Origin of the sequence: Variovorax paradoxus NBRC 15149 (genome assembly GCF_001591365.1) — a bacterium.
Taxonomy (GTDB): Bacteria; Pseudomonadota; Gammaproteobacteria; order Burkholderiales; family Burkholderiaceae_C; genus Variovorax; species Variovorax paradoxus.
The window spans coordinates 553,696-577,475 of sequence record NZ_BCUT01000005.1 but is presented as its reverse complement, the minus strand read 5'-3'; the positions used below and the strand labels follow the sequence as shown (position 1 = coordinate 577,475).

Here is a 23,780-nt window from a genome sequence, read left to right as displayed (position 1 = left end):
GGGCGTAGCATCGCCCTCCCGCAACTTCAACCGAAGGGAAAGAGCGATGCAAGCCTATCTGACATTCAACGGCAACGCGGCCGAGGCGCTGGCCTTCTACGCGAAGGCGCTGGGCGGCAAGGTCGTCTTCAGCATGAGCTTCGGCGAAAGCCCGATGGGTGCCGAAACGCCGGCCGCCTACAAGGACAAGATCATGCACGCCACGCTGGAGGCCCGTGGCCACCAGCTGATGGCCTCCGACATGCCGCCCGGCATGCCCTTCGAGGGGCACAAGGGCTTTTCGCTGTCGGTTCAGGGCAGCAGCGTGGACGAGGGAAAGAAGCTCTTCGACGCGCTGGCCGAAGGCGGCGAGGTCACGATGCCGTTCGGCCCGCAGTTCTGGGCCGCGGGCTTCGGCATGCTGAAGGACAAGTTCGGTGTGCCGTGGATGGTCAATTGCGAGAAGTAAATAGAGCCCCCCGGCTTTTCACTTCGCTGCGCTGCGTGTAATTCGCCACCCCCCGAGGGGGAGGCGCGGCTCGCCTTGGGGCGGCCCGGCGGCCGCCGCCTCGCTGTCCACCTCAGGCCACGGTGGCCGGGTCGACATTCGCGCCGCAGACGATCAGGCAGACCTTCTCGCCTTCCCGCGGCAGGTAGGCGCCGGTCTGCAGCGCCGCCAGCGGCAGCGCGGCGGCCGGCTCCACGGCGAGCTTCAATTCCTTCCACAGCCACTGCTGCGCGGCGCGGATGGATTCGTCGGACAGGAGCAGCGCGTCCTGCACGTATTGCTGGGTGATGTCCCAGGAAATGGCGCCGATGCGGCGCGCGCCGAGCGAATCGGCGGCAATGCCGCCCACGTCGACGTCGACCGGCTCGCCGGCCTGGCGGGCGCGGTACAGCGTGGGCGCCTTTTCGGGCTCGAGCGCCACCACGCGGGCGCGCTTTTCGAACCAGCCGGCAAGGCCGCCGATCAGGCCGCCGCCGCCCACGCTCACGAGCACGGAATCAGGCAGGCCGCCCTCTGCCTCGATCTCCTGGCCGAGCATGCCCGCGCCGGCCACGACTTCGGGCTGGTCGTAGGCATGCGTGAGCAAGGCGCCGGTTTCCTCCTGGCGCGCGAGGCAGGCCGCCAGCGCATCGGGATAGAGCTCGCCGACCACCACCACCTCGGCGCCGAGCGCCCTCAGGCGGGCGCGCTTGGCTTCGGGCGAGACGCCCGGCAGGAACACCTGGCAGCGCACGCCCAGCGCCTTGGCGGCCGCCGCGGTGGCAATGCCCGCGTTGCCGCCCGAGGCCACGATCACGCCGCTTTCGGGAATGTCGTTGGCCAGCAGGCGGTTCATCATGCCGCGGGCCTTGAAGCTGCCGCTCACCTGCATGTGCTCGAGCTTGAGCCACACCTCGACGCCCGGCGCCGCCAGGCCGAAGGCCGCGGACGGCAGCTTCCAGAGCGGGGTCTGGCGCAGGAAACCGCCGGCGCGCTCGCGCAGCCTGCGGGAGGCGCTCTCGGTTTCAGAGCGCCAGTGGGTGTTTTCGTTGTTCAAGAGATGTGTCCAGGAGGGGGAATGTCGTCGAGCTTGAGGCCCTTGGGGAGCGGAAACTTGATGGTTTCCTCGATGCCGTCCATCTTGCGGACCGACACCGCGCCCAGCGCCCTCACGCGCTCGACCACTTCGCGCACCAGCACCTCGGGGGCGGAGGCGCCGGCCGTGAGGCCGACCCGGCCCTTGCCCTCGAACCACTCGGGCTTGAGCTCGTCGGCCGAATCGACCATGTAGCTTTCGGTGCCCAGGCGCTCGGCCAGCTCGCGCAGCCGGTTGCTGTTGGAGCTGGTGGGGCTGCCGACCACGATCACCAAGTCGACCTGCGGGCTCAGGATCTTGACCGCGTCCTGGCGGTTCTGCGTGGCATAGCAGATGTCCTGCTGTTTGGGCTCGCGCACCTTCGGAAAGCGCGTGCGCACGGCCGCCGCGATCTCGGCCGCGTCGTCCACGCTGAGCGTGGTCTGCGTGACCACGGCGAGCTTCTCGGTCTGCGCGGGCGCCACCTTTGCCACGTCTTCCACGTCTTCCACCAGGTGGATGCCGCTCGAAAGCTGGCCCATGGTGCCTTCGACCTCGGGGTGCCCCTTGTGGCCGATCATGATGAACTCGTAGCCCTCCTTGGCGAGCTTGGCGACCTCGACGTGCACCTTGGTCACCAGCGGGCAGGTGGCATCGAAGACGTCGAAGCCGCGGTCGCGCGCCTCCTGCTGCACCGCCTTGCTCACGCCATGCGCGCTGAACACCAGCGTGGCGCCGGGCGGCACGTCGGCCAGGTCCTCGATGAAGATCGCGCCCTTGGCCTTGAGCTCGTTGACCACGTAGGTGTTGTGCACGATCTCGTGGCGCACGTAGATCGGCGCGCCGAACTTGGCAATGGCGCGCTCGACGATCTCGATGGCGCGGTCAACGCCGGCGCAGAAGCCGCGCGGCTCGGCAAGGATCACTTCCTCGATGTTCGGGTTCATGCCAGGGATCCTGCGGTTCTTGCAGCCGGGCCGCTCATAGGACACCGATCAGCCGGACCTCGAAGGTCACGGGCTGCCCGGCCAGTGGATGGTTGAAGTCGAAGCGCACCGCGGTCTCGTTCGATTCGACCACCGCGCCCGCATAGCTGCCCGCGCCATCGGGCGTGGGGAACTGCACCACGTCGCCGACCGCGTACTGCTCGTCGGGGTCGCCCATCTGCGCGAGCAGCTTCCTGGCCACCCATTGCTGCATCTCGGGATTGCGCTCGCCGAAGGCCTCGCCGGCGGGCAGCTCGAAGGTGGCATGGGTGCCCTCTTCCAGGCCCATGAGCCGCTGCTCCATGGCGGGCGAGAGCTCGCCGGTGCCCAGCGACAGGGTCGCGGGCTTGTCGGCGAAGGTGTTGATGATGTCGCCCGCCGGACCGGCCAGCCGGTAATGCAGGGTCAGGAACGAGCCGGAAGTCACAACGTGGGACATGGGTGCAGCGGAGGTAGGCAAAGACAAGGTGGGTGTCCCGATAAACTGGACTGCATTTTAAGGAACGGGGGCTTCCACCCGCTCTTTCAAGGTTTCACCCAGGTTTTCGATGGCATTCAAGGATCTCCCCGCCCACGCCCGCCCGCGCGAAAAGCTCATCGCGCGGGGCGCCGCCGCGCTGGCCGACGCCGAGCTGCTGGCGTTGCTGCTGCGCACCGGCGTGGCGGGAAAAAACGTGCTCCAGCTCGCGCAGGAGCTGCTCGACCACTTCGGCGGCCTTTCGGGCCTGCTGCAGACGAGCGCCGAGGACCTGAAGGTGATCAAGGGCATGGGCGGCGACGCCAAGCGCGCCGAGCTCATCGCCGTGCTCGAACTGGCGCGCCGCGCCATGGCCGAGCGCCTGAAGGAGCGCACGGTGTTCGACTCGCCCGGCACCGTCAAGCAGTACCTGCAGCTGCACATCGGATCGCGCCCCTACGAGGTGTTCGCGGTGCTGTTTCTCGATGCGCAGCACCGGCTGATCGTGCTGGAGGAGCTGTTTCGCGGAACGCTCACCCAGACCAGCGTCTACCCGCGCGAAGTGGTCACGCGTGCGCTGCACCACCAGGCCGCGGCCGTGGTGCTGTCGCACAACCATCCGAGCGGCAGCATCGAGCCCTCGCGGGCCGACGAGTCGCTCACGCAGACGCTCAGGGCCGCGCTTTCGCTGATCGACGTGCGCGTGCTCGACCATGTGATCGTCAGCGCCGGCCAGAGCTATTCGATGGCCGAGAAAGGGCTGCTCTGATGGCCTCCCGCACGCCGCCCATCAAGAACCTGGCCGACCTGAAGCAGGTGCAGCGCGCCCTGGCCGAGACCCGCGAGCGCGAAGCAGCGGCAGCCGCCGCCAAGGCCGCGGCCGAGCGCAAGCGCTTGGCCGAGAAAGACCTGTTCGCGCGCGCCATCGGCGCCACCGAGCCGCTGCGCCGCAAGGCCGTGGTGCCGCTCGCGCCCGAGCCGCCGGCGCCCATCCCGGTGCAGCACCAGCTCGACGAGCAGCGCGTGCTGCGCGAGTCCCTGTCCGACGAGTTCGACGTGACCACCCTGCTCGACGTCGACGACGCCATGAGCTTTCGCCGCCCCGGCATCGGCACCGACGTGACCGCGCGGCTGCGCAAGGGCGACTGGAGCATCCAGGCGCAGGTCGACCTGCACGGCCTGCGCAGCGACGAGGCGCGCGAGGCGCTCGGCGGCTTCATCCGCAATGCCTACAAGCAGGGGCTGCGCTGCGTGCGCGTGGTGCACGGCAAGGGCCTGGGCTCGCCCGGCAAGCAGCCGGTGCTCAAGACCAAGACGCAGCGCTGGCTGATCCAGAAGAACGAGGTGATCGCCTTCGTGCAGGCCAAGCCGGCCGAAGGCGGGGCCGGCGCGCTCGTGGTGCTGCTGGCGCCGGCGCGGCGCTGACTGCGGGCCCGCCGCTAGGACAGGTGGTTCTTCAGCGGGATCGAGGCATCCGCCACTGCCGCCGCATCGGGGCTGCGCCCCGCCTCGAGCAGCTTGCGGCTCATCATGTGATCGACCGGCGCATTGACCGACTCGACGCACGCGAGCTGCCCGTCGACATAGTGGAACAGCGAGAACGCCTCGGGCTTGGGGCCGGCGCGGCGCACGCTGACCAGGCCCGGCGTGCCCTCGGCCGGCATCAGGCCGACCATCTGCAGGCGCATGCTGCCCTGGTCGGACCAGAACCATGGCACCGCGTCGTGCAGACGCGGCGCGCCGGTCAACGTGGCCACGGCGGTGCGCGCCTGGTCGTTCGCGTTCTGCACCGATTCGAGCCGCAGCGCGCGGCCCGCGCGGCGGTCGGGAAAGCGCGTGCAATCGCCCACGGCGAGCACGTCGGGCGCGCTGGTCTGCATGTGGCCATCGACCACGATGCCGTCGGCGCACTCGATGCCTGCGGCCTGCGCCAGCGCCGTCTCGGGCACCGCGCCGATGCCCAGCAGCAGCAGGTCCACCGGCTGCTTCACGCCGTTGACCTGAATCGACAGCAGCCGCTCGCCCTCGACCTCGAACGCGCCGGTGCGCGCGCCGAGCACGATGTCGATGCCCGCTGCGCGATGGGTGGCGAGCACGTGCGCCGACAGCTCGGGAGACACGGCGCGGCCCAGCAGCCGCGGCGCGCTCTCGATCACCTGCACGCTCTTGCCGAGCGCCTTGGCGGTGGCCGCCACTTCGAGCCCGATGAAGCCGCCGCCCAGCACCGTGACCTGCTGCGCGGCAGCCAGCCGAGAGCGCAGGCGATGCGCTTCGTCGGCGGCGCGCAGGCTGGCCACGTTCTCGAGGCCGGGCTGCAGGTCGGGCATCTGCCGCGCGCGCGTGCCGGTGGCCAGCACCAGCCGCTCCCACGGCAGGATCGCGCCCGAGCGCAAGGTGACGGTGTGCGCCTCGCGGTCGATGGCCACCGCCGCGTCGCCCAGGTGCAGCGTGATGCCCGCTTCGCGGTACCAGTCGGCGGCCTTGTGCGGCTGCGTGGTTTCCTCGGCGCTCTTGAGAAAGGCCTTCGACAGCGGCGGCCGGTGGTACGGCTCGCAAGCCTCCTCGCAGACCAGGTGCACGCGCGCGCCCTGCCCGGCTTCAGCCAGCCCCGCGCAAAGCTGGGCCGCGGCGTGGCCGCCGCCGATGATGACGATGGAATTCATGGAAGAGGATCTTTCGTTGCCTGTTTTATTTATTCGCCGCGATTGCGCATCCAGTCGGCCGTCTGGAAAAACGAATCGCGCAGGCGTGCGCGCAACCCCTCGGGCACGCCGGTCTCGCCCATGGCCTGGTCCATGCAGGCCAGCCACTGGTCGCGCTCCTTGATGCCGATGCTGTGGCCGCCGATGCTTTGCGGCAGATGCCGCGCGCGCAGCATCGGATGGCCGAAGCGGTCGGTGTAGTGCTGCGGGCCGCCGAGCCAGCCGCACAGGAACCAGAAGAGGCGCTGGCGCGCGTTGTCGAGGCTGGTGCCGTGCACCGCGCGCAGCTGCGCATAGGCCGGTTCGAGCTCCATCAGGTCGTAGAAGCGGTCGACCAGCGCCTGCACCCGGGGTTCGCCCCCGATCCATTCGAAGGGGGTATCGGCGGGAGGCTTTTCGTGAATCTGCATGGCGGGAGTATCCCTCTGTGCGCCTGTCAGGCCTGGACGAGGTTCGGAATTCCCACGTCGGGATTCACGTCGGCCTCGTAGTCCACGCCTTCGATGCCGAAGCCGAAAAGGCGCAGGAACTCCGCCTTGTAGCCGGCGAGATCGGTGAGTTCGTGGACGTTCTGGCTCGTGACCTGCGGCCAGAGCCCCGTCACGCGCGCCTGCACTTGCGGGGACAGTTCCTTGTAGTCTGCGCGCAGCCGGCCCTCCTCGTCGAGGTGCGGCGCGCTGCCGCAGAGGCTGTCGGCAAAAAGCCCGTACACCTGCTCGATGCAGCCCTCGTGCGTGCCCTCGGCCTTCATCACCTTGAACAGCAGCGACAGGTACAGCGGCATCACCGGAATCGCCGAGCTCGCCTGCGTGACCACCGCCTTCAGCACCGAGACCCGCGCATCGCCGCCCTTGGCAGCCAGCCCGGCGCGGATGCCGAGCACCTTCTGGTCGAGGTCCTTCTTGGCGGCGCCGATGGAGCCGTTCCAGTAGATGTCGTGGGTGATGCGCTCGCCCAGGTAGGTGAAGGCGGTGGTCTTCGCGCCATCGGCCAGCACGCCGGCGGCCTGCAGCGCATCGATCCACATCTGCCAGTCTTCGCCGCCCATCACGGCCACGGTGTCGTCGATCTCCTTCTGCGTGGCGGGCTCGAGCACGGTGTCCTTGACGGCTTCGTTGTCGGTGTCGAGGCCGCGCAGGCTCACGGCCTTGCCGATGGGCTTGAGCGTCGAATTGAAGACCTCGCCGGTCTTCGGATGGGTGCGCCGCGGCGCGGCCAGGCTGTAGACGACGAGGTCGACCTGGCCCAGGTCCTCGCGAATGGCGTCGATGGTTTTCTGCTTCACGTCGTCCGAAAAACCGTCGCCGTTGATGCTCTTGGCGTAGAGGCCCTCTTGCGCGGCGGCGCGGTGGAAGGCGGCCGTGTTGTACCAGCCGGGCTTGCTCTCGCTGCCGGGCCGCTCGAAGAAGACGCCCAGCGTGCCGGCGCCGCAGCCGAAGGCCGCGGTGATGCGCGCGGCCAGGCCGTAGCCGGTCGATGCGCCGATGACCAGCACCCGCTTCGGCCCGTCCGCAATCGGCCCCTTCGCCTTGACATAGCCGATCTGCTGCCTGACGTTGGCCTCGCAGCCCGCAGGATGGGTCGTGACGCAGATGAAGCCACGCACGCGCGGTTTGATGATCATGAAGAGCTCGCTCGCTGAAGATGGATGCCGCGGGGGCCGGGGGCGCGGGTTTTTGCGCCGCGAATTTAACCCAGGCCGTGCCAGGGCCGATCCGGCAAGGCCATATGCATATGTCGATTGAGGATTTAATAATCGTGGGTTTTGTTGATAGGGTCCAGCCCTTCGTCTTTTCATCCGGAGTGAGAACAACCATGCGCCACACCCTGCTTGCCGCGGCCCTCGCCGCCTCCACCCTGCTGACGGGCATCGCCGCCCATGCCGACCAGCTCGCCGACATCAAGAAGAAGGGCGAACTCGTGGTCGGCGTGCTCGGCACCGACGAGCCCGCGACCTTCATCGACCCGAAGACGCGGCAGATCGTCGGCTACGAGGTCGACCTGGTGAACGCCATTGCCAAGAAGATCGGCGTGAAGCCGGTGCTCAAGCAGATTGCCGTGGCCGCGCGCATTCCCGAACTGCAGCAGGGCCACGTCGACCTGGTGGCGGCCGGCCTCACGCACAACAAGGAGCGCGAGGCGCAGATCGACTTCTCGCTGACCACCTTCGTCACCGGCCAGAAGGCCATCGTGAAGAAGGACAGCGGCATCACCGAGGTGCCGCAGCTCGCCGGCAAGAAGGTGCTGACCATCCGCGGCGGCACGCAGGAGCCCAACATCCGCAAGGCCGTGCCCACCGCCGAGGTCGTGACCTTCGACACCAGCCAGCAGGCCTTCCAGGCGCTGCAGCAGGGCAAGGGCGTGGGCTACGTGGACGACGAGGCCGCGCTGCTGCGCAGCTACGCCAAGCTCGGCCCGCAGAAGGCCCAGTACGTGGTGCTCAAGCAGAACCTGAGCACCGAGGCACTGGCCATCGGCATCAAGAAGGGCGAGAGCGCACTCAAGGCCGTGGTGGACGACACGCTGCGCGAGCTCGAGAAGTCGGGCGAAGCGCAGAAGATCTTCGTCAAGTGGTATGGGCCGAATACCGCCTCGGGCTTCCAGACGCGCGACTTCAAGCTCGAGAGCGACAAGATCGACTGACATGGTATTTCTCCTTCCCCTTCCGGGGGAAGGCCGGGATGGGGGCTTGCGGCCTCTGAACAGTCCTCGGCAGTGATACTGTCGCCCCCCATGCCCCTGTTCGACTATTCGCTGCTGCTGACCGGCAAGTACCACGACATGCTGGTCGCGGGCCTGTGGCTGTCGCTGCAGCTGCTCGCGGCCTCGCTCGTGCTGGCGCTGCCGATCGCGCTGGTGGTGGCGCTCTTGCGCCTTTCGCCGCTCGCGCCGCTGCGCTGGCTCGGCTTTGCATACGTGGAGACCATCCGCAACATCCCGCTGCTCGCGCACATGCTCTTCTGGTACTTCGGCGCGCCCGAGCTGCTGCCCGAGGGCATCAAGCAGTGGCTCTATGCGGGCCACATCGAGGCCTACAGCGCCATCATCGCGCTGTCGCTCTACACGGCCGCCTTCATGGCGGAGGACATCCGCAGCGGCATCCGCGCGATTCCCACGGTGCAGTTCGAGGCCGGCCGCGCGCTGGGCTTCAGCTTCCTGGGCGCCATGCGCCGCGTGGTGCTGCCGCAGGCGCTGCGCGTGACGGTGCCGCCGCTGATCTCGCAGACGCTGAGCCTGTGGAAGAACACCTCGATCGCCACCGTGATCGGCGTGGCCGAGCTGATGTACCAGGCCGGGCAGGTCGAGAGCGCGAGCTTCCGCAGCTTCGAGTCGTTCGCGTTCGCGAGCGCGGCGTACCTGACGGTGTCGCTCGCCATCACGGGGCTGGCGACCTGGTACCACCACCGGTTCCCGGTGCGGACCATCTAGGGCTGTCGACGAGATGTTAGAGATCATCCACGACTACTGGGTCTACTTCCTGATCGGGCAGTACCCGAACGGGCCGCTCGGCGGACTGGTGCTCACGCTGCTGCTCGCCTCCTGCGGCCTGGTGCTCGCGCTGCCATTGGGCATCGTGCTCGGCCTGGCGCGCGTGAGCCCGTGGCGCTGGCTGCGCTGGCCGGTGACGGGCTTCGTCTTCGTGGTGCGCGGCCTTCCCTTGCTGATGGTGATCTTCTGGGCCTATTTCTTCCTGCCGAGCGTCACGGGCGTGAAGACCGACCAGTTCACCACCATGCTGATCGCGCTGGTGGTGTTCGATGCGGCCTACCTGGCCGAGATCGTGCGCGCCGGCATCCAGGGCCTGCCGCGCGGCCAGATGGAAACCGCCCGCGCGCTGGGCCTGGACTACGGCCGCGCGATGCGCCTGGTGGTGCTGCCGCAGGCGCTGCGCAGCATGCTGCCCTCGCTGGTGAACCAGTTCGTCTCGACCATCAGGGAGACCTCGCTCGGCTACATCATCGGGCTGGCCGAGGTGTCGTTCATCGCGACGCAGATCAACACGCAGGTGTTCACCAAGCCCGCGCAGATCTACCTGATCCTGGGCCTGACCTATTTCATCCTGTGCTTCGGCCTCTCACGCTTCGCCTACTGGCTCGAAGGCCGGCTCGCGCGGCGCGGCATGTCCACCGCCAGCGCCGTCTCGGCTCCCAAGGTATCCGCATGATCGAACTCCAGAACGTCAACAAGTGGTACGGCAGCTACCACGCCCTGGTCGACATCGACGAGACCATCCGCAAGGGCGAAGTGGTGGTCGTCTGCGGGCCTTCGGGCTCGGGCAAGTCGACGCTGATCCGCACCTTCAACCGGCTGGAGCCGATCCAGTCGGGCCGCATCCTCATCGACGGCAAGGACATCCATGCGGCGGGCACCGACGTGAATGCGTTCCGCTCGCGCATCGGCTTCGTGTTCCAGCAGTTCAACCTGTTTCCGCATCTCACGGTGCTGCAGAACTGCACGATGGCGCCAATGCAGCTGCGCGGCCTCTCGCGCAAGGAGGCCGACGAGCGCGCCATGGCGCTGCTGCAGCGCGTGGGCCTGGCCGGCAAGGCCAACGCATGGCCGAGCGAGCTCTCGGGCGGCCAGCAGCAGCGCGTGGCGATCGCGCGCGCCCTGGCCATGCAGCCGCCGCTGATGCTGTTCGACGAACCCACCAGCGCGCTCGACCCCGAGATGGTGGGCGAGGTGCTGCTCGTGATGCGCGACCTCACGCGGGACGGCATGACCATGGTCTGCGTGACGCACGAGATGGGCTTTGCGCGCGAGGTGGCCGACCGCGTGCTCTTCATGGACGAAGGCAAGGTGCTCGAACGCGCGACGCCCGACGACTTCTTCAACCGGCCGCAGCATCCGCGCGCGCAGCAGTTTCTTTCGGACATCCGCTCGCCCTTCGCGCGCGGCGCATGAGATGCTCTCCACGCCCATGACCGACCCGCAGACGCTTCCCGTGATCGACGTCGCCCCGCTCGTGGCCGGCGCCCCTGGCCGCGAAGGCGTGGCCGCGCAGATCGGTGCCGCCTGCCGCGCGCACGGCTTCTTCTATGCCACGGGCCACGGCGTCGACGCGGCGCTGGTGCGGCGCCTCGAAGAGCTGAGCCACCGCTTCTTCGAGCTGCCCGAAGAAACCAAGATGCAGTGGCGCATGGCGCTGGGTGGGCGCGCCTGGCGCGGCTACTTTCCGCTCGGCGGCGAGCTGACCTCGGGCCGGCCCGACTGGAAGGAAGGCCTCTACCTCGGCACCGAGCTGCCCACCTCGCATCCGCTGGTGCAGGCGAAGACGCCGGTGCACGGGCCGAATCTGTTCCCCGATGTGCCGGGTTTGCGCGAAACCATCCTCGCCTACATGGCGGCCGTCACGCAGCTGGGCCACCGGCTGATGGAGGGCATCGCGCTGAGCCTCGGCCTGCCGGCCGCGTATTTCGCCGAGCGTTACACCGCTGACCCGCTGATCCTGTTCCGCCTGTTCAACTATCCCTCCCAGCCCGTGCCCGAGGGCCTGGACGTGCAATGGGGCGTGGGCGAGCACACCGACTACGGCCTGCTCACCATCCTGCACCAGGACGACGTGGGCGGCCTCGCGGTGCACACGCCCGGCGGCTGGATCGATGCGCCGCCGGTTCCGGGCGCCTTCGTCTGCAACATCGGCGACATGCTCGACCGCATGACCGGCGGGCTCTACAAGTCGACGCCGCACCGCGTGAAGCGCAACACCTCGGGCCGGGACCGGCTCTCGTTTCCGCTGTTCTTCGATCCGAACTTCGAGGCGCGCGTGCAGCGCATCGAAGGGCTCGCGGGTGCCGAGGCGCGCGACGACAGCGCCGGGCGCTGGGACCGCGCCAACGTGCACGCCTTCAGCGGCCGCTACGGCGACTACCTGCTCGCCAAGGTGTCGAAGGTGTTTCCGCAGCTGCGCGACGAGGTGCTCTGAGGCGCTTTTGACGGAGGGCCGGCGGGAACGCCGATGAATTCGTCCTCCCAGTGGCCGACATCCGCATCGGGATCGGAGATGGGCGCGAGCTTGTCGCTGCGGCAGTAGAAGGTCCAGCCCTCGAACAGCACGTCGTAATAGGTGCCGGGCAGGTAGCGCTCGCTGGGCGCCTCGTAGGGCGCCGAGACCACCTCCACGATGCGCCCCACCGCGCGCTCGGTCATCGGCGACGCGAGGCAGCTGTCGAGCACGTGGCAGAGGGTCCCGATCTTGATCATGTGCGCATCACCTGGCAGGGAAACCATCGCGGTACGTGTGCCACGGCCTCATGCAGGGAGTCGAGCACATGGAACGCCCGCTCGATGATCGCAGCGGGCGGGTGCTTGAGGTCCGGCACGATCACGACCCGAAGGCCCGCCGCCAGCGCGGCCTTGGCGCCGTTCTCGCTGTCCTCGAAGGCCACGCATTCCGCGGGATCGACGCCCAGGCGCTCGGCCGCGAGCAGGTAGAGCGCCGGATCGGGCTTGGCGCGCGCCACCTCGTCGCCGCCCGCGAAGGCCTCGAAGTGATGGAGCACGTCGAGGCTGCCGAGGCAGGCCGCGATCTGGCCGCGCCCGGACGAGGAGGCGACCGCGCAGCGTATGCCGCGTCCGCGCAGGGCCGTGAGCAGCTCGGCCGCACCGGGCTTGATGGGAAAAAGCGGCCGGGCGTCGCCGTCGGCGCGTTCCAGCTGCAGCGCGGCGGTCACTTGCGCGGCCGCATGCTGGTAGGCGGCCGCGCCGCCGAGCAGCGCCGCAAGGATCTGCTTCGACTCGGCCATGGCCAGCCCCACGCATTGCAGGTACTGGGCGTGCGAAAGCTCGATGTCGAGCGTGCGGGCCGCTTCGATCCAGGCGGCCATGATGGGCCGCTCCGAATCGATGAGCAGCCCGTCCATGTCGAAGATGGCGGCGGTGAACATGGGGTGATCCTAAGCCCGTGCGGCGGAAAGCAAAAAGGGGCCGACGGCCCCTTTTTTGAATGAACGGCCGCGATCCGCCTCTTCAGTCGCGCACCAGCGCCCGGTTGAGTCCCAGCGCCGCCAGCGTACCGACCGCGCCGGACAGCAGGTACACGCTCACATAGGCCAGCCCGAAATTCGCCGACAGCCCCAGCGCCACCAGCGGCGCGAAGGCGGCACCGATGAGCCAGGCCAGGTCGGCCGTGAGGGCCGCGCCGGTGTAGCGGTACTTGGGTTCGAAGTTCGAGGTCACGGCGCCGGCCGCCTGGCCGTACGACAGGCCCAGCAGCACGAAGCCCAGCAGGATGAAGATGTCCTGCCCCAGGCGTCCGCCGTCGAGCAGCGTGGGCGCAAAGCCGCTGAACACCGCGATCATCGCGGCCAGGCCGCCCAGCGTGAAACGCCGTCCCACGCGGTCGGCAACCACGCCCGAGGCCACGATGCCGCCGGCGCAGAACACCGCGCCGATCATCTGCACCACCAGGAACTCGGTGATCGACTGGTCGGAGTACAGCGTGATCCACGACAGCGGGAACACCGTGATCAGGTGGAACAGCGCATAGCTGGCCAGCGCCGCGAACGCGCCGATCAGCAGGTTGGCGCCCTGCGAGCGGGCCAGCTCGACCACGCTGGTGGGCTGCAGCTCGCGCTCCTCGAGCAGGCGGGAATACTCTTCGGTGGCCACCAGCCGCAGGCGCGCGAACAGCGCCACCACGTTGATCGCGAAGGCCACGTAGAAGGTGTAGCGCCAGCCCCAGTCGAGAAAGTCCTTGAGCGGCAGGTTGGCGTAGAGGTAGGCGAACAGCGCGCTGGCCACGAAAAAGCCGAGCGGCGCACCCAGCTGGCCCAGCATGGCGTACCAGCCGCGGCGGTTTTCGGGCGCATTGAGCGCCAGCAGCGACGGCAGGCCGTCCCACGAGCCGCCGAGCGCCAGGCCCTGGGCGAAGCGGAACACCGACAGCAGCACGATCGACGTGAAGCCGAGGCTCGCGTAGCCCGGCAAAAAGGCGATGCCCGCGGTGGAGGTGCCCAGCACGAACAGCGCAATGGTCAGCTTGGCTTCCCGCCCGAAGCGCCGCTGGATGGCCATCGAAATGACGGTTCCGAACGGCCGTGCGAGGAATGCGAACGAAAAAACCACGAAGGCGTAGAGGGTTCCCTCCAGACGCGCCTCGAACGGAAAGAACACCGCCGGGAACACCAGCACCGAGGCAATGCCGTAGACGAAGAAATCGAAATATTCCGACGCGCGGCCGATGATCACGCCCACGGCGATTTCGCCGGGTGCGATGTGTGAATGTTCGTCGCCCTGCCGGGCGGCGTTTTCGGACGTGTTCGGCACAGGCTGTGCGCCTTGCGGACTGATGCTGGACGTCGTCGTCATTGCGTTTTTTAATTCGGGTGTCACCGGCAGTGACAGAGGTAGACCATTGAACAGGTTCCAAGCGTCTCACCGAATGAGGATTCCCGCCATAGGACAAAACGTCCAATAGGCGGCGAAGGCCTTTGGTCGTAGATTGTGGAGTCTTTGCGCAGCCCACGCACTTCTTTCTTTCGGCATGCCCACCCTCAAATCTCTCCGCCGATGGCCCCTGTTGCTTCCGCTTGCCTTGCTGGCAGGTTGCAACACGGTGCTCATGAACCCTTCCGGGGACATCGCCAACCAGCAGGGACGCCTCATCGTCGTCTCCACCGTGCTGATGCTGATCATCATCATTCCGGTGATCGCGCTGACGCTCTTCTTTGCCTGGCGCTATCGCCAGTCGAACAAGGAGGCCGACTACAGCCCCGACTGGGACCACTCCACCCAGCTCGAGCTCGCGATCTGGGCTGCGCCACTGCTGATCATCATCGCGCTGGGTGCCATCACCTGGATCAGCACCCACACGCTCGACCCGTACCGGCCGCTGAGCCGGCTCGACGCCGAGCGCCCGGTTCCCGCCGAGGCCAAGCCGCTGGTGGTCGAAGTGGTGGCGCTCGACTGGAAGTGGCTCTTCATCTACCCCGAGCAGGGCTTTGCCACGGTGAATGAAATGGCCGCGCCGCTCGACCGGCCGATCACCTTCAAGATCACGGCCTCCTCGGTGATGAACTCCTTCTTCATCCCCGCCCTGGCCGGCCAGATCTACGCCATGCCGGGCATGGAAACCAAGCTGCACGCCGTCATCAACAAGCCGGGCGAGTTCGAGGGCTTCTCGGCCAACTACAGCGGCGCCGGCTTCTCGGGCATGCGCTTCAAGTTCCACGGCCTGAGCAACACCGACTTCGACCAGTGGGTGCAGAAGGTCAAGTCCGGCAAGGACGGCGAACTCACGCGCGAGCAGTACAAGAAGCTCGAAGCGCCGAGCGAGCGCGAGCCGGTGCGGCACTACGCCGCGGTGGCGCCCGACCTGTACGACGCCATCCTCAACCTGTGCGTCGACCGCAACAAGATGTGCATGAAGGAAATGATGGCCATCGACGCGGACGGCGGACTGGGCAAGCCCGGCGCGTTCAACATTGCCACCAGGAAGGCCTGGCAGGCTGACACCCTCACCAATTCGCCCACGCGCAAGTACGTGACGGCGATGTGCACCACCGAAGAATGACGATGTTCGAGAACCTTGACCTGACGAAGCTCATCTTCGGCCGCCTCACGTGGGAGGCGATTCCCTACCACGAGCCGATCCTGCTCGTCACCTTCATCGCGGTCGTCCTCGGCGGCCTCGCACTGCTGGGCGCCATCACCTACTACAAGGTGTGGGGCGTGCTGTGGCGCGACTGGATCACCAGCATCGACCACAAGAAGATCGGCATCATGTACATCATTCTTGGCCTGGTGATGCTGCTGCGCGGCTTCTCCGACGCCATCATGATGCGGGCCCAGCAGGCCGTCGCCTTCGGCGACAACGCCGGCTTCCTGCCGCCGCACCACTACGACCAGATCTTCACCGCCCACGGCGTGATCATGATCTTCTTCGTGGCGATGCCGCTGGTCACGGGCCTCATGAACTTCGTGGTGCCGCTGCAGATCGGCGCGCGCGACGTGGCCTTCCCGTTCCTGAACAACTTCAGCTTCTGGATGACCACCTTCGGCGCCGGCCTCGTGATGGCGTCGCTCTTCGTGGGCGAATTCGCCAAGACCGGCTGGCTCGCCTACCCGCCGCTGTCGGGCCTTCTCTTCAGCCCCGACGTGGGGGTGGACTACTACATCTGGTCATTGCAGATCGCGGGGGTCGGCACGCTGCTCTCGGGCGTCAACCTGCTGGCCACCATCGTGAAGATGCGCGCGCCCGGCATGACGATGATGAAGATGCCGGTCTTCACCTGGACCGCCCTGTGCACCAACGTGCTGATCGTGGCCGCCTTCCCGGTGCTCACGGCCGTGCTCGCGCTGCTGTCGCTGGACCGCTACGTCGGCACCAACTTCTTCACGAACGACCTCGGCGGCAACGCCATGATGTACGTGAACCTGATCTGGATCTGGGGCCACCCCGAGGTCTACATCCTGATCCTGCCGGCCTTCGGCATCTTCTCGGAAGTGGTGTCCACCTTCTCGGGCAAGCGCCTCTTCGGCTACGCCTCGATGGTCTACGCCACGGTGGTGATCACGATCCTGTCGTACCTCGTGTGGCTGCACCACTTCTTCACCATGGGCTCGGGCGCCAGCGTGAATTCGTTCTTCGGCATCACGACCATGATCATCTCGATCCCCACGGGCGCGAAGATCTTCAACTGGCTCTTCACCATGTACCGCGGCCGCATCCGCTTCGAGCTGCCCATGATGTGGACCATCGGCTTCATGATCACCTTCGTGATCGGCGGCATGACGGGCGTGCTGCTCGCGGTGCCCCCGGCCGACTTCGTGCTGCACAACAGCCTCTTCCTGATCGCCCACTTCCACAACGTGATCATCGGCGGCGTGCTGTTCGGCATGCTGGCGGGCATCACCTACTGGTTCCCCAAGGCCTTCGGCTACAAGCTCGATCCGTTCTGGGGCAAGTGCTCGTTCTGGTTCTGGCTGGTGGGCTTCTGGTTCGCGTTCATGCCGCTGTACATCCTGGGCCTGATGGGCGTCACGCGCCGCATGAGCCACTTCCAGGACATGTCGCTGCAGATCTGGTTCCAGGTGGCGGCCTTCGGCGCCGTGCTGATCGCGCTGGGCATCGCCTCGTTCATCATCCAGCTGGTGGTGAGCTACATCCGCCGCGATTCGCTGCGCGACACCACGGGCGACCCGTGGAACGGCCGCACGCTCGAATGGTCGACCTCGTCGCCGCCGCCGGCCTACAACTTCGCGTTCACGCCGCGCATCCACGACAACGACGCCTGGACCGACATGAAGCGCCGCGGCTACAACCGCCCGGTCGACGGCTTCACGCCCATCCACATGCCCAAGAACACGGCTGCCGGCTTCATCATCGCGGCCCTGGCCGGCACCTGCGGCTTCGCGCTGATCTGGCAGATGTGGCTGGTGGCGGGCGTGGCCTTCTTCGCCATGCTGGCGGCCGTGATCATCCACACCTTCAACTACAAGCGCGACTACCACATCCCCGCGGAAGAGGTCGTTCGCACCGAGGACGAACGCACCCGCCTCCTGGCAGCAGCCCATGTCTGATACCACCGCCCTCCACTCCCCCGCGGCCGGCCACGCCCACAGCGACGCCACGGGCAAGCCGCCCGTCTTCGAGCTGTTCCACGTCGGCAACGACCACCACCCGGAAAACGGCACGCTGCTCGGCTTCTGGCTCTACCTGATGAGCGACTGCCTGGTCTTCGCCTGCCTGTTCGCGGTGTACGGCGTGCTGGGCCGAAGCTACGCGGCCGGCCCTTCGGGCGCCGACCTGTTCGACCTGCCGCTGGTGGCGGTCAACACCTCGCTGCTGCTGCTGTCGTCGATCACCTATGGCTTCGCAGTGCTCGAGATGCAGAGAAAGCGCATGGGCGGCACGCTCGCCTGGCTGGCCATCACGGGCCTTTTGGGCGCGGGCTTCATCGGCCTGGAGCTCTATGAATTCGCGCACCTGATCCACGAGGGCGCGGGCCCGCAGCGCAGCGCGTTCCTGTCGTCGTTCTTCGCGCTGGTGGGCACCCACGGGCTGCACGTGACCTTCGGCATCGTGTGGCTCATCGTGCTGATGATCCAGCTGCCCAAGCACGGCTTCACCGCCGCCAACCGCCGCCGCCTGATGTGCCTGTCGATGTTCTGGCACTTCCTGGACGTGGTGTGGATCGGCGTCTTCACCTTTGTCTACCTGATGGGATCGATGGCATGAGCACCGCCCACACCGAAACCGCAGCGCACGACGACCATCACGACGATGGCCCCGTCAGCCACAGCACCTTCAAGGGCTACATGACCGGCTTCGTGCTGGCCGTGGTCCTGACCGCGATTCCGTTCTGGCTCGTCATGGGCAACGTGCTCGGCAAGCCGAGCACCACCTCGCTCGTGATCCTGGGCTTTGCCGCGGTGCAGATCGTGGTCCACATGATCTACTTCCTGCACATGGACGCCAAGTCCGAGAGCGGCTGGAACATGCTGGCGCTGATCTTCACGATCGTGCTCGTCGTCATCACGCTGGCCGGATCGCTCTGGGTCATGTACCACATGAACGCCAACATGATGCCCATGTCGGTGCACGACATGAAGAACATGCCTTGACGCCCCCGCCGCCAGTCCCCAGCACCCGCAACGGCACACCAGCCGGCCGCCCGCGCGGCGCGGCGGCCCGGGTGGCTCTGGCGGTCTGCGCGGCCCTGGCTTTTGCGGGCTTCTTCGCGCTCGGCACCTGGCAGGTCGAGCGCCGGGCCTGGAAGCTCGATCTCATTGCCCGCGTCGAGCAGCGCGTGCATGCCCCGGCCTCCGAAGTGCCCGGGCGCGAGCGCTGGCCGCAGGTCAACGCGGCCGACGACGAATACCGCCGCGTGCGCATCGCCGGCCGCTTCCTCCACGACAAGGAAACCCTGGTGCAGGCCAGCACCCGGCTCGGCGCCGGCTTCTGGGTGCTGACGCCGCTGCAGGCCACAGGCGGCCGCATCGTGCTGGTCAACCGCGGCTTCGTGCCGCCCGAGGCGCGCGAGCGCGCCACCCGCGCGGCCACCGAACCCCAGGGCGAAAGCACCGTGACCGGCCTCTTGCGCATGAGCGAACCCAAGGGCGGCTTCCTGCGCAAGAACGAGCCGGCCGCCGATCGCTGGTTCTCGCGCGACGTGCAGGCCATTGCCGCGGCACGCGGACTCTCCAACGTGGCACCGTACTTCGTCGATGCCGAGGCCGTGCCCTCCCCGCCCGGCGCAGCGCCCGCCTGGCCGGCCGCGGGCCTCACGGTCATCGCCTTTCCCAACAGCCACCTGGTCTATGCGATCACCTGGTACGGCCTGGCGCTGATGGTCCTTGGCGCGGCCTGGTTCGGCTGGCGCGAGGGGCGCCGGCGCGCCGGCGAAGCCGATGGCGGCACAGGCGAAAATACCGCCCATGCCAACGCCACCGCCCGCCCCGATGCCCGCCGCGACTGAAGCCGTCGCGGTCGCGGGGGAACTGCATCCACCGCGTGCGGGCGTGGCAAGCCTGGACAACGCCACCGGCCACAAGAACATGCAGCAGCTGATCGAGCTGCGCTGGTTCGCGGTGGTCGGCCAGGTCGCCACCATCCTGGTCGTGCACTACGGCTTCGGCATCCGGCTGCCGCTGGAGCACATGCTGCAGGTGCTGACCTGCCTCGCGCTCTTCAACGGCGTGAGCCTGCTGCGTTCGCGCAGCCCGCGCCGCGTGACCAACGGCGAGCTCTTTCTCGCGCTGCTGGTCGACGTGGCCACGCTCACCGCCCAGCTCTACCTGAGCGGCGGCGCCACCAATCCCTTCGTCTTCCTGTACCTGCTGCAGGTCATCCTGGGCGCGGTGCTGCTGAAGGCCTGGTCGACCTGGACCATCGTGGCCGTCACCTGCCTGTGCTTTGCGGGGCTCGCGCTTTTCTCTCGCCCGCTTGCGCTGCCGCTGGACCACGACCGCGGGCTCTGGAGCCCCTACGTTCAGGGCATGCTGGTGTGCTTTGCGCTCAACGCGGCGCTGCTGGTGGTGTTCATCACGCGCATCAGCCGCAACCTGCGTGCGCGCGATGCGCGGCTGGCCGACCTGCGCCAGCGCGCATCGGAAGAAGAGCACATCGTGCGCATGGGCCTCCTGGCTTCGGGCGCCGCGCACGAGCTGGGCACGCCGCTTGCCACGCTGGCCGTGATCCTGGGCGACTGGCGCCGCCTGCCGCACTTCAGCTCCGACCCCGAGCTGCTGACCGAGGTGGCCGAGATGGAACTGCAGATCCAGCGCTGCAAGAGCATCGTGAGCGGCATCCTGCTGTCGGCCGGCGAGGCGCGCGGCGAATCGTCGGAAGAAACCACCGTCCGCACCTTCCTCGACGAGCTGGTGGAGGAATGGCGCAGCACGCGTCCGGTCGAGGAATTCGACTACGAGAACCGCTTTGGCCAGGACCTGCCCATGGTCTCCGATTCGGCGCTCAAGCAGATGATCTGCAACGTGCTCGACAATGCCCTGGAGGCCTCGCCGCACTGGTTGCGCTTCGAAGTGGCGCATGACGCCGATGCGTTGACGCTCACGGTCACCGATGCGGGCCCGGGCTTCCTGCCGGCCATCCTGAAGGAGTTCGGCAAGCCCTACCAGTCGAGCAAGGGCCGCCCGGGCGGCGGGCTCGGGCTGTTCCTGGTGGTCAACGTGGCGCGCACCCTGGGCGGCCGCGTCGCGGTGCACAACCGGCCCGAGGGCGGCGCCATCGTGGCCATCACGCTGCCGCTCGCGGCCATCGTGCTGGAAGAAGAAGAGGACGACGACGAAGAACACGAAGCGGCCGACACCCTCACCAATCGAAACGCAAAGCCATGACGGAAACCGCCGAAACCGAACGCCAGCTGCTGATCGTGGAAGACGACGCGGCCTTCGCGCGCACGCTCGGCAAGTCCTTCGAGCGCCGCGGCTACGCGGTCACGCAGGCCAGCAATGCCGAGGAGGTCGAGGCCCTGCTGCAGGCCCATTCACCCGGCTATGCGGTGGTCGACCTGAAGCTCAACGGCGAGGCCTCGGGCCTGGCCTGCGTGCAGATGCTGCACCGGCACAACCCGAAGATGCTGATCGTGGTGCTCACGGGCTTTGCCAGCATTGCGACGGCGGTGGAGGCCATCAAGCTCGGCGCCTGCCACTACCTGGCCAAGCCGTCGAACACCGACGACATCGAGGCCGCCTTCGGCCGCGCCACCGGCACCACGGAGGTGGAACTGACCAACCGCTCGACCTCGATCAAGACGCTCGAATGGGAGCGCATCCACGAGACGCTGGCCGAGACCGGCTTCAACATTTCCGAAACCGCGCGGCGGCTTGGCATGCACCGGCGCACGCTGGCGCGCAAGCTCGGCAAGCAGCAGGTCAAGTAAAGGCAAAGGCGAAATAGCATGGCTTCCAGCAAACCGGCGTCAGCGGTCCGCGCCCAGACCGCGCTCGAAGAGATCTTCAACGCGTTGAGCCATGGCCTCGGCCTGCTGCTGGCCGTGGCCTCGCTGCCGATCCTGGTCTACAGCGCCGCCCAGAAGGGCCAGGCCGCGGGCATCGTCGGCGCCTCGCTCTTTGCGGGCACGGCGATCGTGCTGTATTTGATCTCCACGCTCTACCACGCGCTGCCGATGGGCCGGGCCAAGGCCTGGTTCAACCGGCTCGACCACGCGGCCATCTACCTCTTCATCGCGGGCAGCTACATGCCGTTTCTCTTCGGCGTGCTGCGCGGGCCCTGGGGCTGGACGCTGTTCGGCTGCATCTGCGCCGCGGCGGCGCTGGGCGTGGGCGCCAAGCTGTTCAACCGGCTGCAGCATCCGTTGTGGTCGACCGGGCTCTACGTGGCGATGGGATGGATGGCGCTGATGGCGGCGGTGCCGCTGTACGAGCGCATGTCGCCAGCGGGCCTGGGATGGCTCGTGGCCGGCGGGCTGTTCTACACCGCGGGTGCGGTGGTCTTCCTGTTCGACAACAAGGTGCGCTTTGCCCATTCGGTGTGGCACCTGTTCGTGCTGGCGGGCAGCACCTGCCACTTCTTTGCGGTGCTCTGGCATTCGCACGGCTGATCTTTTTTTGGGGCGCTGTTGTTCAGGGCGCGCTCCCGCCGACGGGGTACCTTGCTCCGCGAATGTCCCCCGGCCTGCGGCCTCCTCCTTTATTTCGCTGCGCAAGGCACCCCATCGACGGGAGCGTTGGACAGAGCACCGGTTGATCAGCGGTACACCAGCAGCGTGCCCTGGTGCACAGGGCATCGGGTGCTCCCCGCAGCGAAATCAAGGAGGAGGCCGCAGGCCGGGGGACATTCGCGGAGGGGAGTACCCGGTGGCCTGTGCACGCGCCCTGAACAAAACAACAGCGCCCTGAACAACAATGCTCAGTAATGCGGCGGCAACTCGTCGCGCAAGTTGCGCGCCGCCCCGTCCTGCCCCGCGTTCTGGCTCTGCTGCTTGAGCTGGGTGACCTGCAGGATCAAGCTGTCGATCTGCTGCTGTTGCCGGTAGATCGTCATGTTGAGCTGCTCCAGCAGGTCCTCGGCATAGCTCGACTTGATCTCGAGTTCGGTCAGGCGCTCTGCGAGCTCGTTCGGTGAATGGTCCATGCCGCTATTGGACAGGAAGATCCACCGGTTCGCTGAGCTCGCGCGACGGCATCTCGACACGCGCCGCGCCCTCCCTTTGCTGCGGCTTCGCGCCCTCGCCCGCCATCCGGCTCAGCGCAAGCGCCACCTGCAGCGGATAGAGCGTGCGCGCGTCGCCCTCGGCCTTGTTGCTCACGGTGGTGCCGGCGGCTTCGCTCATGCTGGCCGTGCGCACCGCATCGGGCCGGTGCACGGGCACCATGAACGGCGAGTGCGTGGTGTAGATGATCTGGTTGGCGAAGTCCTGCTCGAAGTGCGCGAGCAGGTCGGCCTGCGAGCGCGCATGCAGGTGCAGGCCGGGCTCGTCCAGCAGCAGGATCGCATCGCCGGCACCCTTGGTGTCCGCAAAGAAGGTGACGTAGAACGAGAAGAACCACTGGAAGCCGCGGCTGCGCTCGTCGAGGTTCACTTCCACGTCGTAGGCACGGTTCGGGTCGGACACCAGCGTGTCCATGTACGGCCCGTCCAGGTTGAAGCGCACCTTGAGCTCGCGGTCCTTCCAGAGCCGGCGGATCTCGGCGGTGACGACGGAGCCGGCGCGGTTGGCGAGCTGGTTGCGCGTGGCCTGGTCGTTTTTCTCCAGCAGCTCCTGCAGCTGCTGCGGATCGAGCCCGGCGGCCTTGCAGAGCTTCTCGAAGTTGCGCTGCCCGGGCGCGTCCTGCCCCCAGCCCTTGCGCGCGAGGTGCTCGGCAATGTTCTGGCGGCCGGGCAGCGCCGGGTACTCGTCCACGTAGACGAACCTCGGCAGCTTGTCGAGCACCCACTGCTTCGCCCTTGCAAGCGCCGGCGTGTCGTTGGCAATCGCGCGGGCCATCTCCTCGAGCTCGGCCAGCATCTGCTCCTGCTTGTCGCTGAGTTCGGCATCCGCTGCCGCCATGGCCTGGCGCAGCGACTGCAGCGCTGCCACCGCACCGGTGGACCAGCGGATGTAGTCGGGGCTCAGGATCATCGCGGCGTCGAAGGCGTCGGCCGCCTGCTCCAGCATTGCGCGTGCGTCGTCGGCGAGCTTCTCGGCCGCGGCCTTGACGGCGGGGACGATCTTGCGGACCTTGGCCTTGATGTCGGACACGTCGAGCGACAGGTCGCCGAGTCCTTCGAGGCCGCTCCAGCGCGCCGTGCCGTAGCCCCGGCCCGCGGTGACGTGGCGCACCTTGGCCGCGCGCGGAAGCATCTGCGCCAGCTCGGCCCGCTCGCTGTCTTCGAGGGCCCAGCGCGTCGCGACGACCGGCGTGTCGCCCTGGCACTCTTCGAGGCGGCGGTGCCGCGGAAAGTCCTTGATCGGGCTGAGTTCGGCCAGGCCTTCGGCCGGGTTCAGGCTGTGCAGTGCGCGCAGCAGGTTCGATTTGCCGCTGTCATTTCGGCCGAGGATCGCGGTGATCTGCGAGGTGTCGATGGAGCCGCTGTCGTTGATCGAGCGAAAGTTGGTGATCTGGAATGACGCCAAGCGCATGGAGGGGGTTTCTTCTCATCGAATGAATGATTGCAGGGCCGGGGAAT

The 23,780-nt window shown here is 67.5% G+C and carries 27 protein-coding genes; 16 read left to right on the top strand and 11 right to left on the bottom strand.

The window, feature by feature from the left end; translation table 11 throughout:
- Positions 1-46 precede the first annotated feature (46 nt).
- Positions 47-448 carry a VOC family protein gene (locus VPA02S_RS23130; protein ID WP_015866805.1) on the top strand — a complete coding sequence of 134 codons (402 nt, stop codon included), beginning with the start codon at positions 47-49 and terminating at the stop codon, positions 446-448.
- A 112-nt stretch (positions 449-560) separates the two neighbouring features.
- On the opposite strand, the gene VPA02S_RS23125 is transcribed toward VPA02S_RS23130, so the two are convergent.
- The 3 genes from VPA02S_RS23125 to VPA02S_RS23115 are packed head-to-tail and all read right to left on the bottom strand — an operon-like array spanning position 561 to position 2,966.
- Positions 561-1,523, bottom strand: coding sequence for a threonine/serine dehydratase (locus VPA02S_RS23125; protein ID WP_062365782.1), 963 nt, complete (start codon positions 1,521-1,523; stop codon positions 561-563).
- On the bottom strand, positions 1,520-2,488 hold the full coding sequence (gene ispH / locus VPA02S_RS23120; protein WP_015866807.1) for a 4-hydroxy-3-methylbut-2-enyl diphosphate reductase: 969 nt from the start codon (positions 2,486-2,488) through the stop codon (positions 1,520-1,522). Before ispH ends, VPA02S_RS23125 begins: the two co-directional genes overlap by 4 nt.
- 34 nt (positions 2,489-2,522) lie before the next feature.
- Positions 2,523-2,966: an FKBP-type peptidyl-prolyl cis-trans isomerase gene (locus VPA02S_RS23115; protein WP_015866808.1), complete on the bottom strand. Its 444-nt coding sequence runs from the start codon at positions 2,964-2,966 to the stop codon at positions 2,523-2,525.
- Between the two features lie 109 nt (positions 2,967-3,075).
- On the opposite strand from VPA02S_RS23115, the gene radC reads away from it, so the two are divergent.
- Both radC and VPA02S_RS23105 read left to right on the top strand, forming a co-directional pair.
- Positions 3,076-3,753: a RadC family protein gene (gene radC, locus VPA02S_RS23110; RefSeq protein WP_015866809.1), complete on the top strand. Its 678-nt coding sequence runs from the start codon at positions 3,076-3,078 to the stop codon at positions 3,751-3,753.
- The gene (locus tag VPA02S_RS23105; protein ID WP_062365780.1) at positions 3,753-4,409 is read left to right on the top strand and encodes a Smr/MutS family protein; all 657 of its coding nucleotides are present in this window, start codon (positions 3,753-3,755) and stop codon (positions 4,407-4,409) included. Before radC ends, VPA02S_RS23105 begins: the two co-directional genes overlap by 1 nt.
- Before the next feature lie 14 nt (positions 4,410-4,423).
- Here the strand turns inward: VPA02S_RS23105 and VPA02S_RS23100 are convergent, their stop codons facing one another.
- The 3 genes from VPA02S_RS23100 to fabV are packed head-to-tail and all read right to left on the bottom strand — an operon-like array spanning position 4,424 to position 7,310.
- Positions 4,424-5,647 (bottom strand): NAD(P)/FAD-dependent oxidoreductase, encoded by a 1,224-nt coding sequence (locus tag VPA02S_RS23100; RefSeq protein ID WP_062365779.1) that lies wholly within the window; start codon positions 5,645-5,647, stop codon positions 4,424-4,426.
- Between the two features lie 29 nt (positions 5,648-5,676).
- Complete coding sequence (locus VPA02S_RS23095; RefSeq protein WP_015866812.1) at positions 5,677-6,096, bottom strand: group II truncated hemoglobin; 420 nt, start codon at positions 6,094-6,096, stop codon at positions 5,677-5,679.
- Between the two features lie 26 nt (positions 6,097-6,122).
- Positions 6,123-7,310 carry an enoyl-ACP reductase FabV gene (gene fabV / locus VPA02S_RS23090; protein WP_062365777.1) on the bottom strand — a complete coding sequence of 396 codons (1,188 nt, stop codon included), beginning with the start codon at positions 7,308-7,310 and terminating at the stop codon, positions 6,123-6,125.
- Between the two features lie 191 nt (positions 7,311-7,501).
- Here fabV and VPA02S_RS23085 point away from each other — a divergent pair, with 191 nt between their 5' ends.
- From VPA02S_RS23085 to VPA02S_RS23065, 5 genes are all read left to right on the top strand, one after another.
- A complete protein-coding gene (locus tag VPA02S_RS23085; RefSeq protein ID WP_015866814.1) occupies positions 7,502-8,329 on the top strand; it encodes an ABC transporter substrate-binding protein in 828 nt (275 codons plus the stop codon).
- A 90-nt stretch (positions 8,330-8,419) separates the two neighbouring features.
- On the top strand, positions 8,420-9,115 hold the full coding sequence (locus tag VPA02S_RS23080; protein WP_062365775.1) for an amino acid ABC transporter permease: 696 nt from the start codon (positions 8,420-8,422) through the stop codon (positions 9,113-9,115).
- 13 nt (positions 9,116-9,128) lie between these two features.
- A complete protein-coding gene (locus tag VPA02S_RS23075; protein ID WP_062365773.1) occupies positions 9,129-9,851 on the top strand; it encodes an amino acid ABC transporter permease in 723 nt (240 codons plus the stop codon).
- Complete coding sequence (locus VPA02S_RS23070; protein WP_062365771.1) at positions 9,848-10,591, top strand: amino acid ABC transporter ATP-binding protein; 744 nt, start codon at positions 9,848-9,850, stop codon at positions 10,589-10,591. The genes VPA02S_RS23075 and VPA02S_RS23070 overlap by 4 nt, the downstream gene beginning before the upstream one ends.
- A 1-nt stretch (position 10,592) precedes the next feature.
- Positions 10,593-11,612 carry an isopenicillin N synthase family dioxygenase gene (locus VPA02S_RS23065; protein ID WP_062365769.1) on the top strand — a complete coding sequence of 340 codons (1,020 nt, stop codon included), beginning with the start codon at positions 10,593-10,595 and terminating at the stop codon, positions 11,610-11,612.
- Here the strand turns inward: VPA02S_RS23065 and VPA02S_RS23060 are convergent.
- The 3 genes from VPA02S_RS23060 to VPA02S_RS23050 all read right to left on the bottom strand — a co-directional run bounded on the left by VPA02S_RS23060 (position 11,555) and on the right by VPA02S_RS23050 (position 13,996).
- On the bottom strand, positions 11,555-11,890 hold the full coding sequence (locus tag VPA02S_RS23060; RefSeq protein ID WP_062365767.1) for a hypothetical protein: 336 nt from the start codon (positions 11,888-11,890) through the stop codon (positions 11,555-11,557). The two genes, VPA02S_RS23065 and VPA02S_RS23060, sit on opposite strands and share 58 nt — an antisense overlap.
- Positions 11,887-12,573, bottom strand: coding sequence for an HAD family hydrolase (locus VPA02S_RS23055; protein WP_062365765.1), 687 nt, complete (start codon positions 12,571-12,573; stop codon positions 11,887-11,889). The genes VPA02S_RS23060 and VPA02S_RS23055 overlap by 4 nt, the downstream gene beginning before the upstream one ends.
- An 82-nt stretch (positions 12,574-12,655) precedes the next feature.
- A complete protein-coding gene (locus VPA02S_RS23050; protein WP_015866821.1) occupies positions 12,656-13,996 on the bottom strand; it encodes an MFS transporter in 1,341 nt (446 codons plus the stop codon).
- 175 nt (positions 13,997-14,171) lie between these two features.
- On the opposite strand from VPA02S_RS23050, the gene cyoA reads away from it, so the two are divergent.
- Genes cyoA through trhA form a run of 8 tightly spaced genes read left to right on the top strand, consistent with a single transcriptional unit; the run spans position 14,172 to position 21,711 of the window.
- A complete protein-coding gene (gene cyoA / locus VPA02S_RS23045; RefSeq protein WP_062365763.1) occupies positions 14,172-15,200 on the top strand; it encodes a ubiquinol oxidase subunit II in 1,029 nt (342 codons plus the stop codon).
- 2 nt (positions 15,201-15,202) lie between these two features.
- Entirely contained in the window at positions 15,203-17,209 is a 2,007-nt protein-coding gene (gene cyoB / locus VPA02S_RS23040) for a cytochrome o ubiquinol oxidase subunit I (RefSeq protein ID WP_062365761.1), read from the top strand.
- Complete coding sequence (gene cyoC, locus VPA02S_RS23035) at positions 17,202-17,867, top strand: cytochrome o ubiquinol oxidase subunit III (RefSeq protein WP_015866824.1); 666 nt, start codon at positions 17,202-17,204, stop codon at positions 17,865-17,867. The genes cyoB and cyoC overlap by 8 nt, the downstream gene beginning before the upstream one ends.
- Positions 17,864-18,253, top strand: a complete 390-nt coding sequence (gene cyoD, locus VPA02S_RS23030; RefSeq protein ID WP_015866825.1) for a cytochrome o ubiquinol oxidase subunit IV — start codon at positions 17,864-17,866, stop codon at positions 18,251-18,253. The genes cyoC and cyoD overlap by 4 nt, the downstream gene beginning before the upstream one ends.
- The gene (locus VPA02S_RS23025; RefSeq protein ID WP_018905249.1) at positions 18,250-19,107 is read left to right on the top strand and encodes an SURF1 family protein; all 858 of its coding nucleotides are present in this window, start codon (positions 18,250-18,252) and stop codon (positions 19,105-19,107) included. Before cyoD ends, VPA02S_RS23025 begins: the two co-directional genes overlap by 4 nt.
- The gene (locus tag VPA02S_RS23020) at positions 19,091-20,485 is read left to right on the top strand and encodes an ATP-binding protein (protein WP_062365760.1); all 1,395 of its coding nucleotides are present in this window, start codon (positions 19,091-19,093) and stop codon (positions 20,483-20,485) included. Before VPA02S_RS23025 ends, VPA02S_RS23020 begins: the two co-directional genes overlap by 17 nt.
- Positions 20,482-21,030 carry a response regulator transcription factor gene (locus tag VPA02S_RS23015; protein WP_018905247.1) on the top strand — a complete coding sequence of 183 codons (549 nt, stop codon included), beginning with the start codon at positions 20,482-20,484 and terminating at the stop codon, positions 21,028-21,030. The genes VPA02S_RS23020 and VPA02S_RS23015 overlap by 4 nt, the downstream gene beginning before the upstream one ends.
- Before the next feature lie 18 nt (positions 21,031-21,048).
- Positions 21,049-21,711 (top strand): PAQR family membrane homeostasis protein TrhA, encoded by a 663-nt coding sequence (gene trhA / locus VPA02S_RS23010; protein ID WP_018905246.1) that lies wholly within the window; start codon positions 21,049-21,051, stop codon positions 21,709-21,711.
- Positions 21,712-22,019: 308 nt separating this feature from the next.
- Here the strand turns inward: trhA and VPA02S_RS23005 are convergent, their stop codons facing one another.
- Complete coding sequence (locus tag VPA02S_RS23005) at positions 22,020-22,244, bottom strand: SlyX family protein (protein WP_015866830.1); 225 nt, start codon at positions 22,242-22,244, stop codon at positions 22,020-22,022.
- Between the two features lie 4 nt (positions 22,245-22,248).
- On the bottom strand, positions 22,249-23,733 hold the full coding sequence (locus tag VPA02S_RS23000) for an AAA family ATPase (RefSeq protein WP_062365757.1): 1,485 nt from the start codon (positions 23,731-23,733) through the stop codon (positions 22,249-22,251).
- Positions 23,734-23,780: the final 47 nt, after the last annotated feature.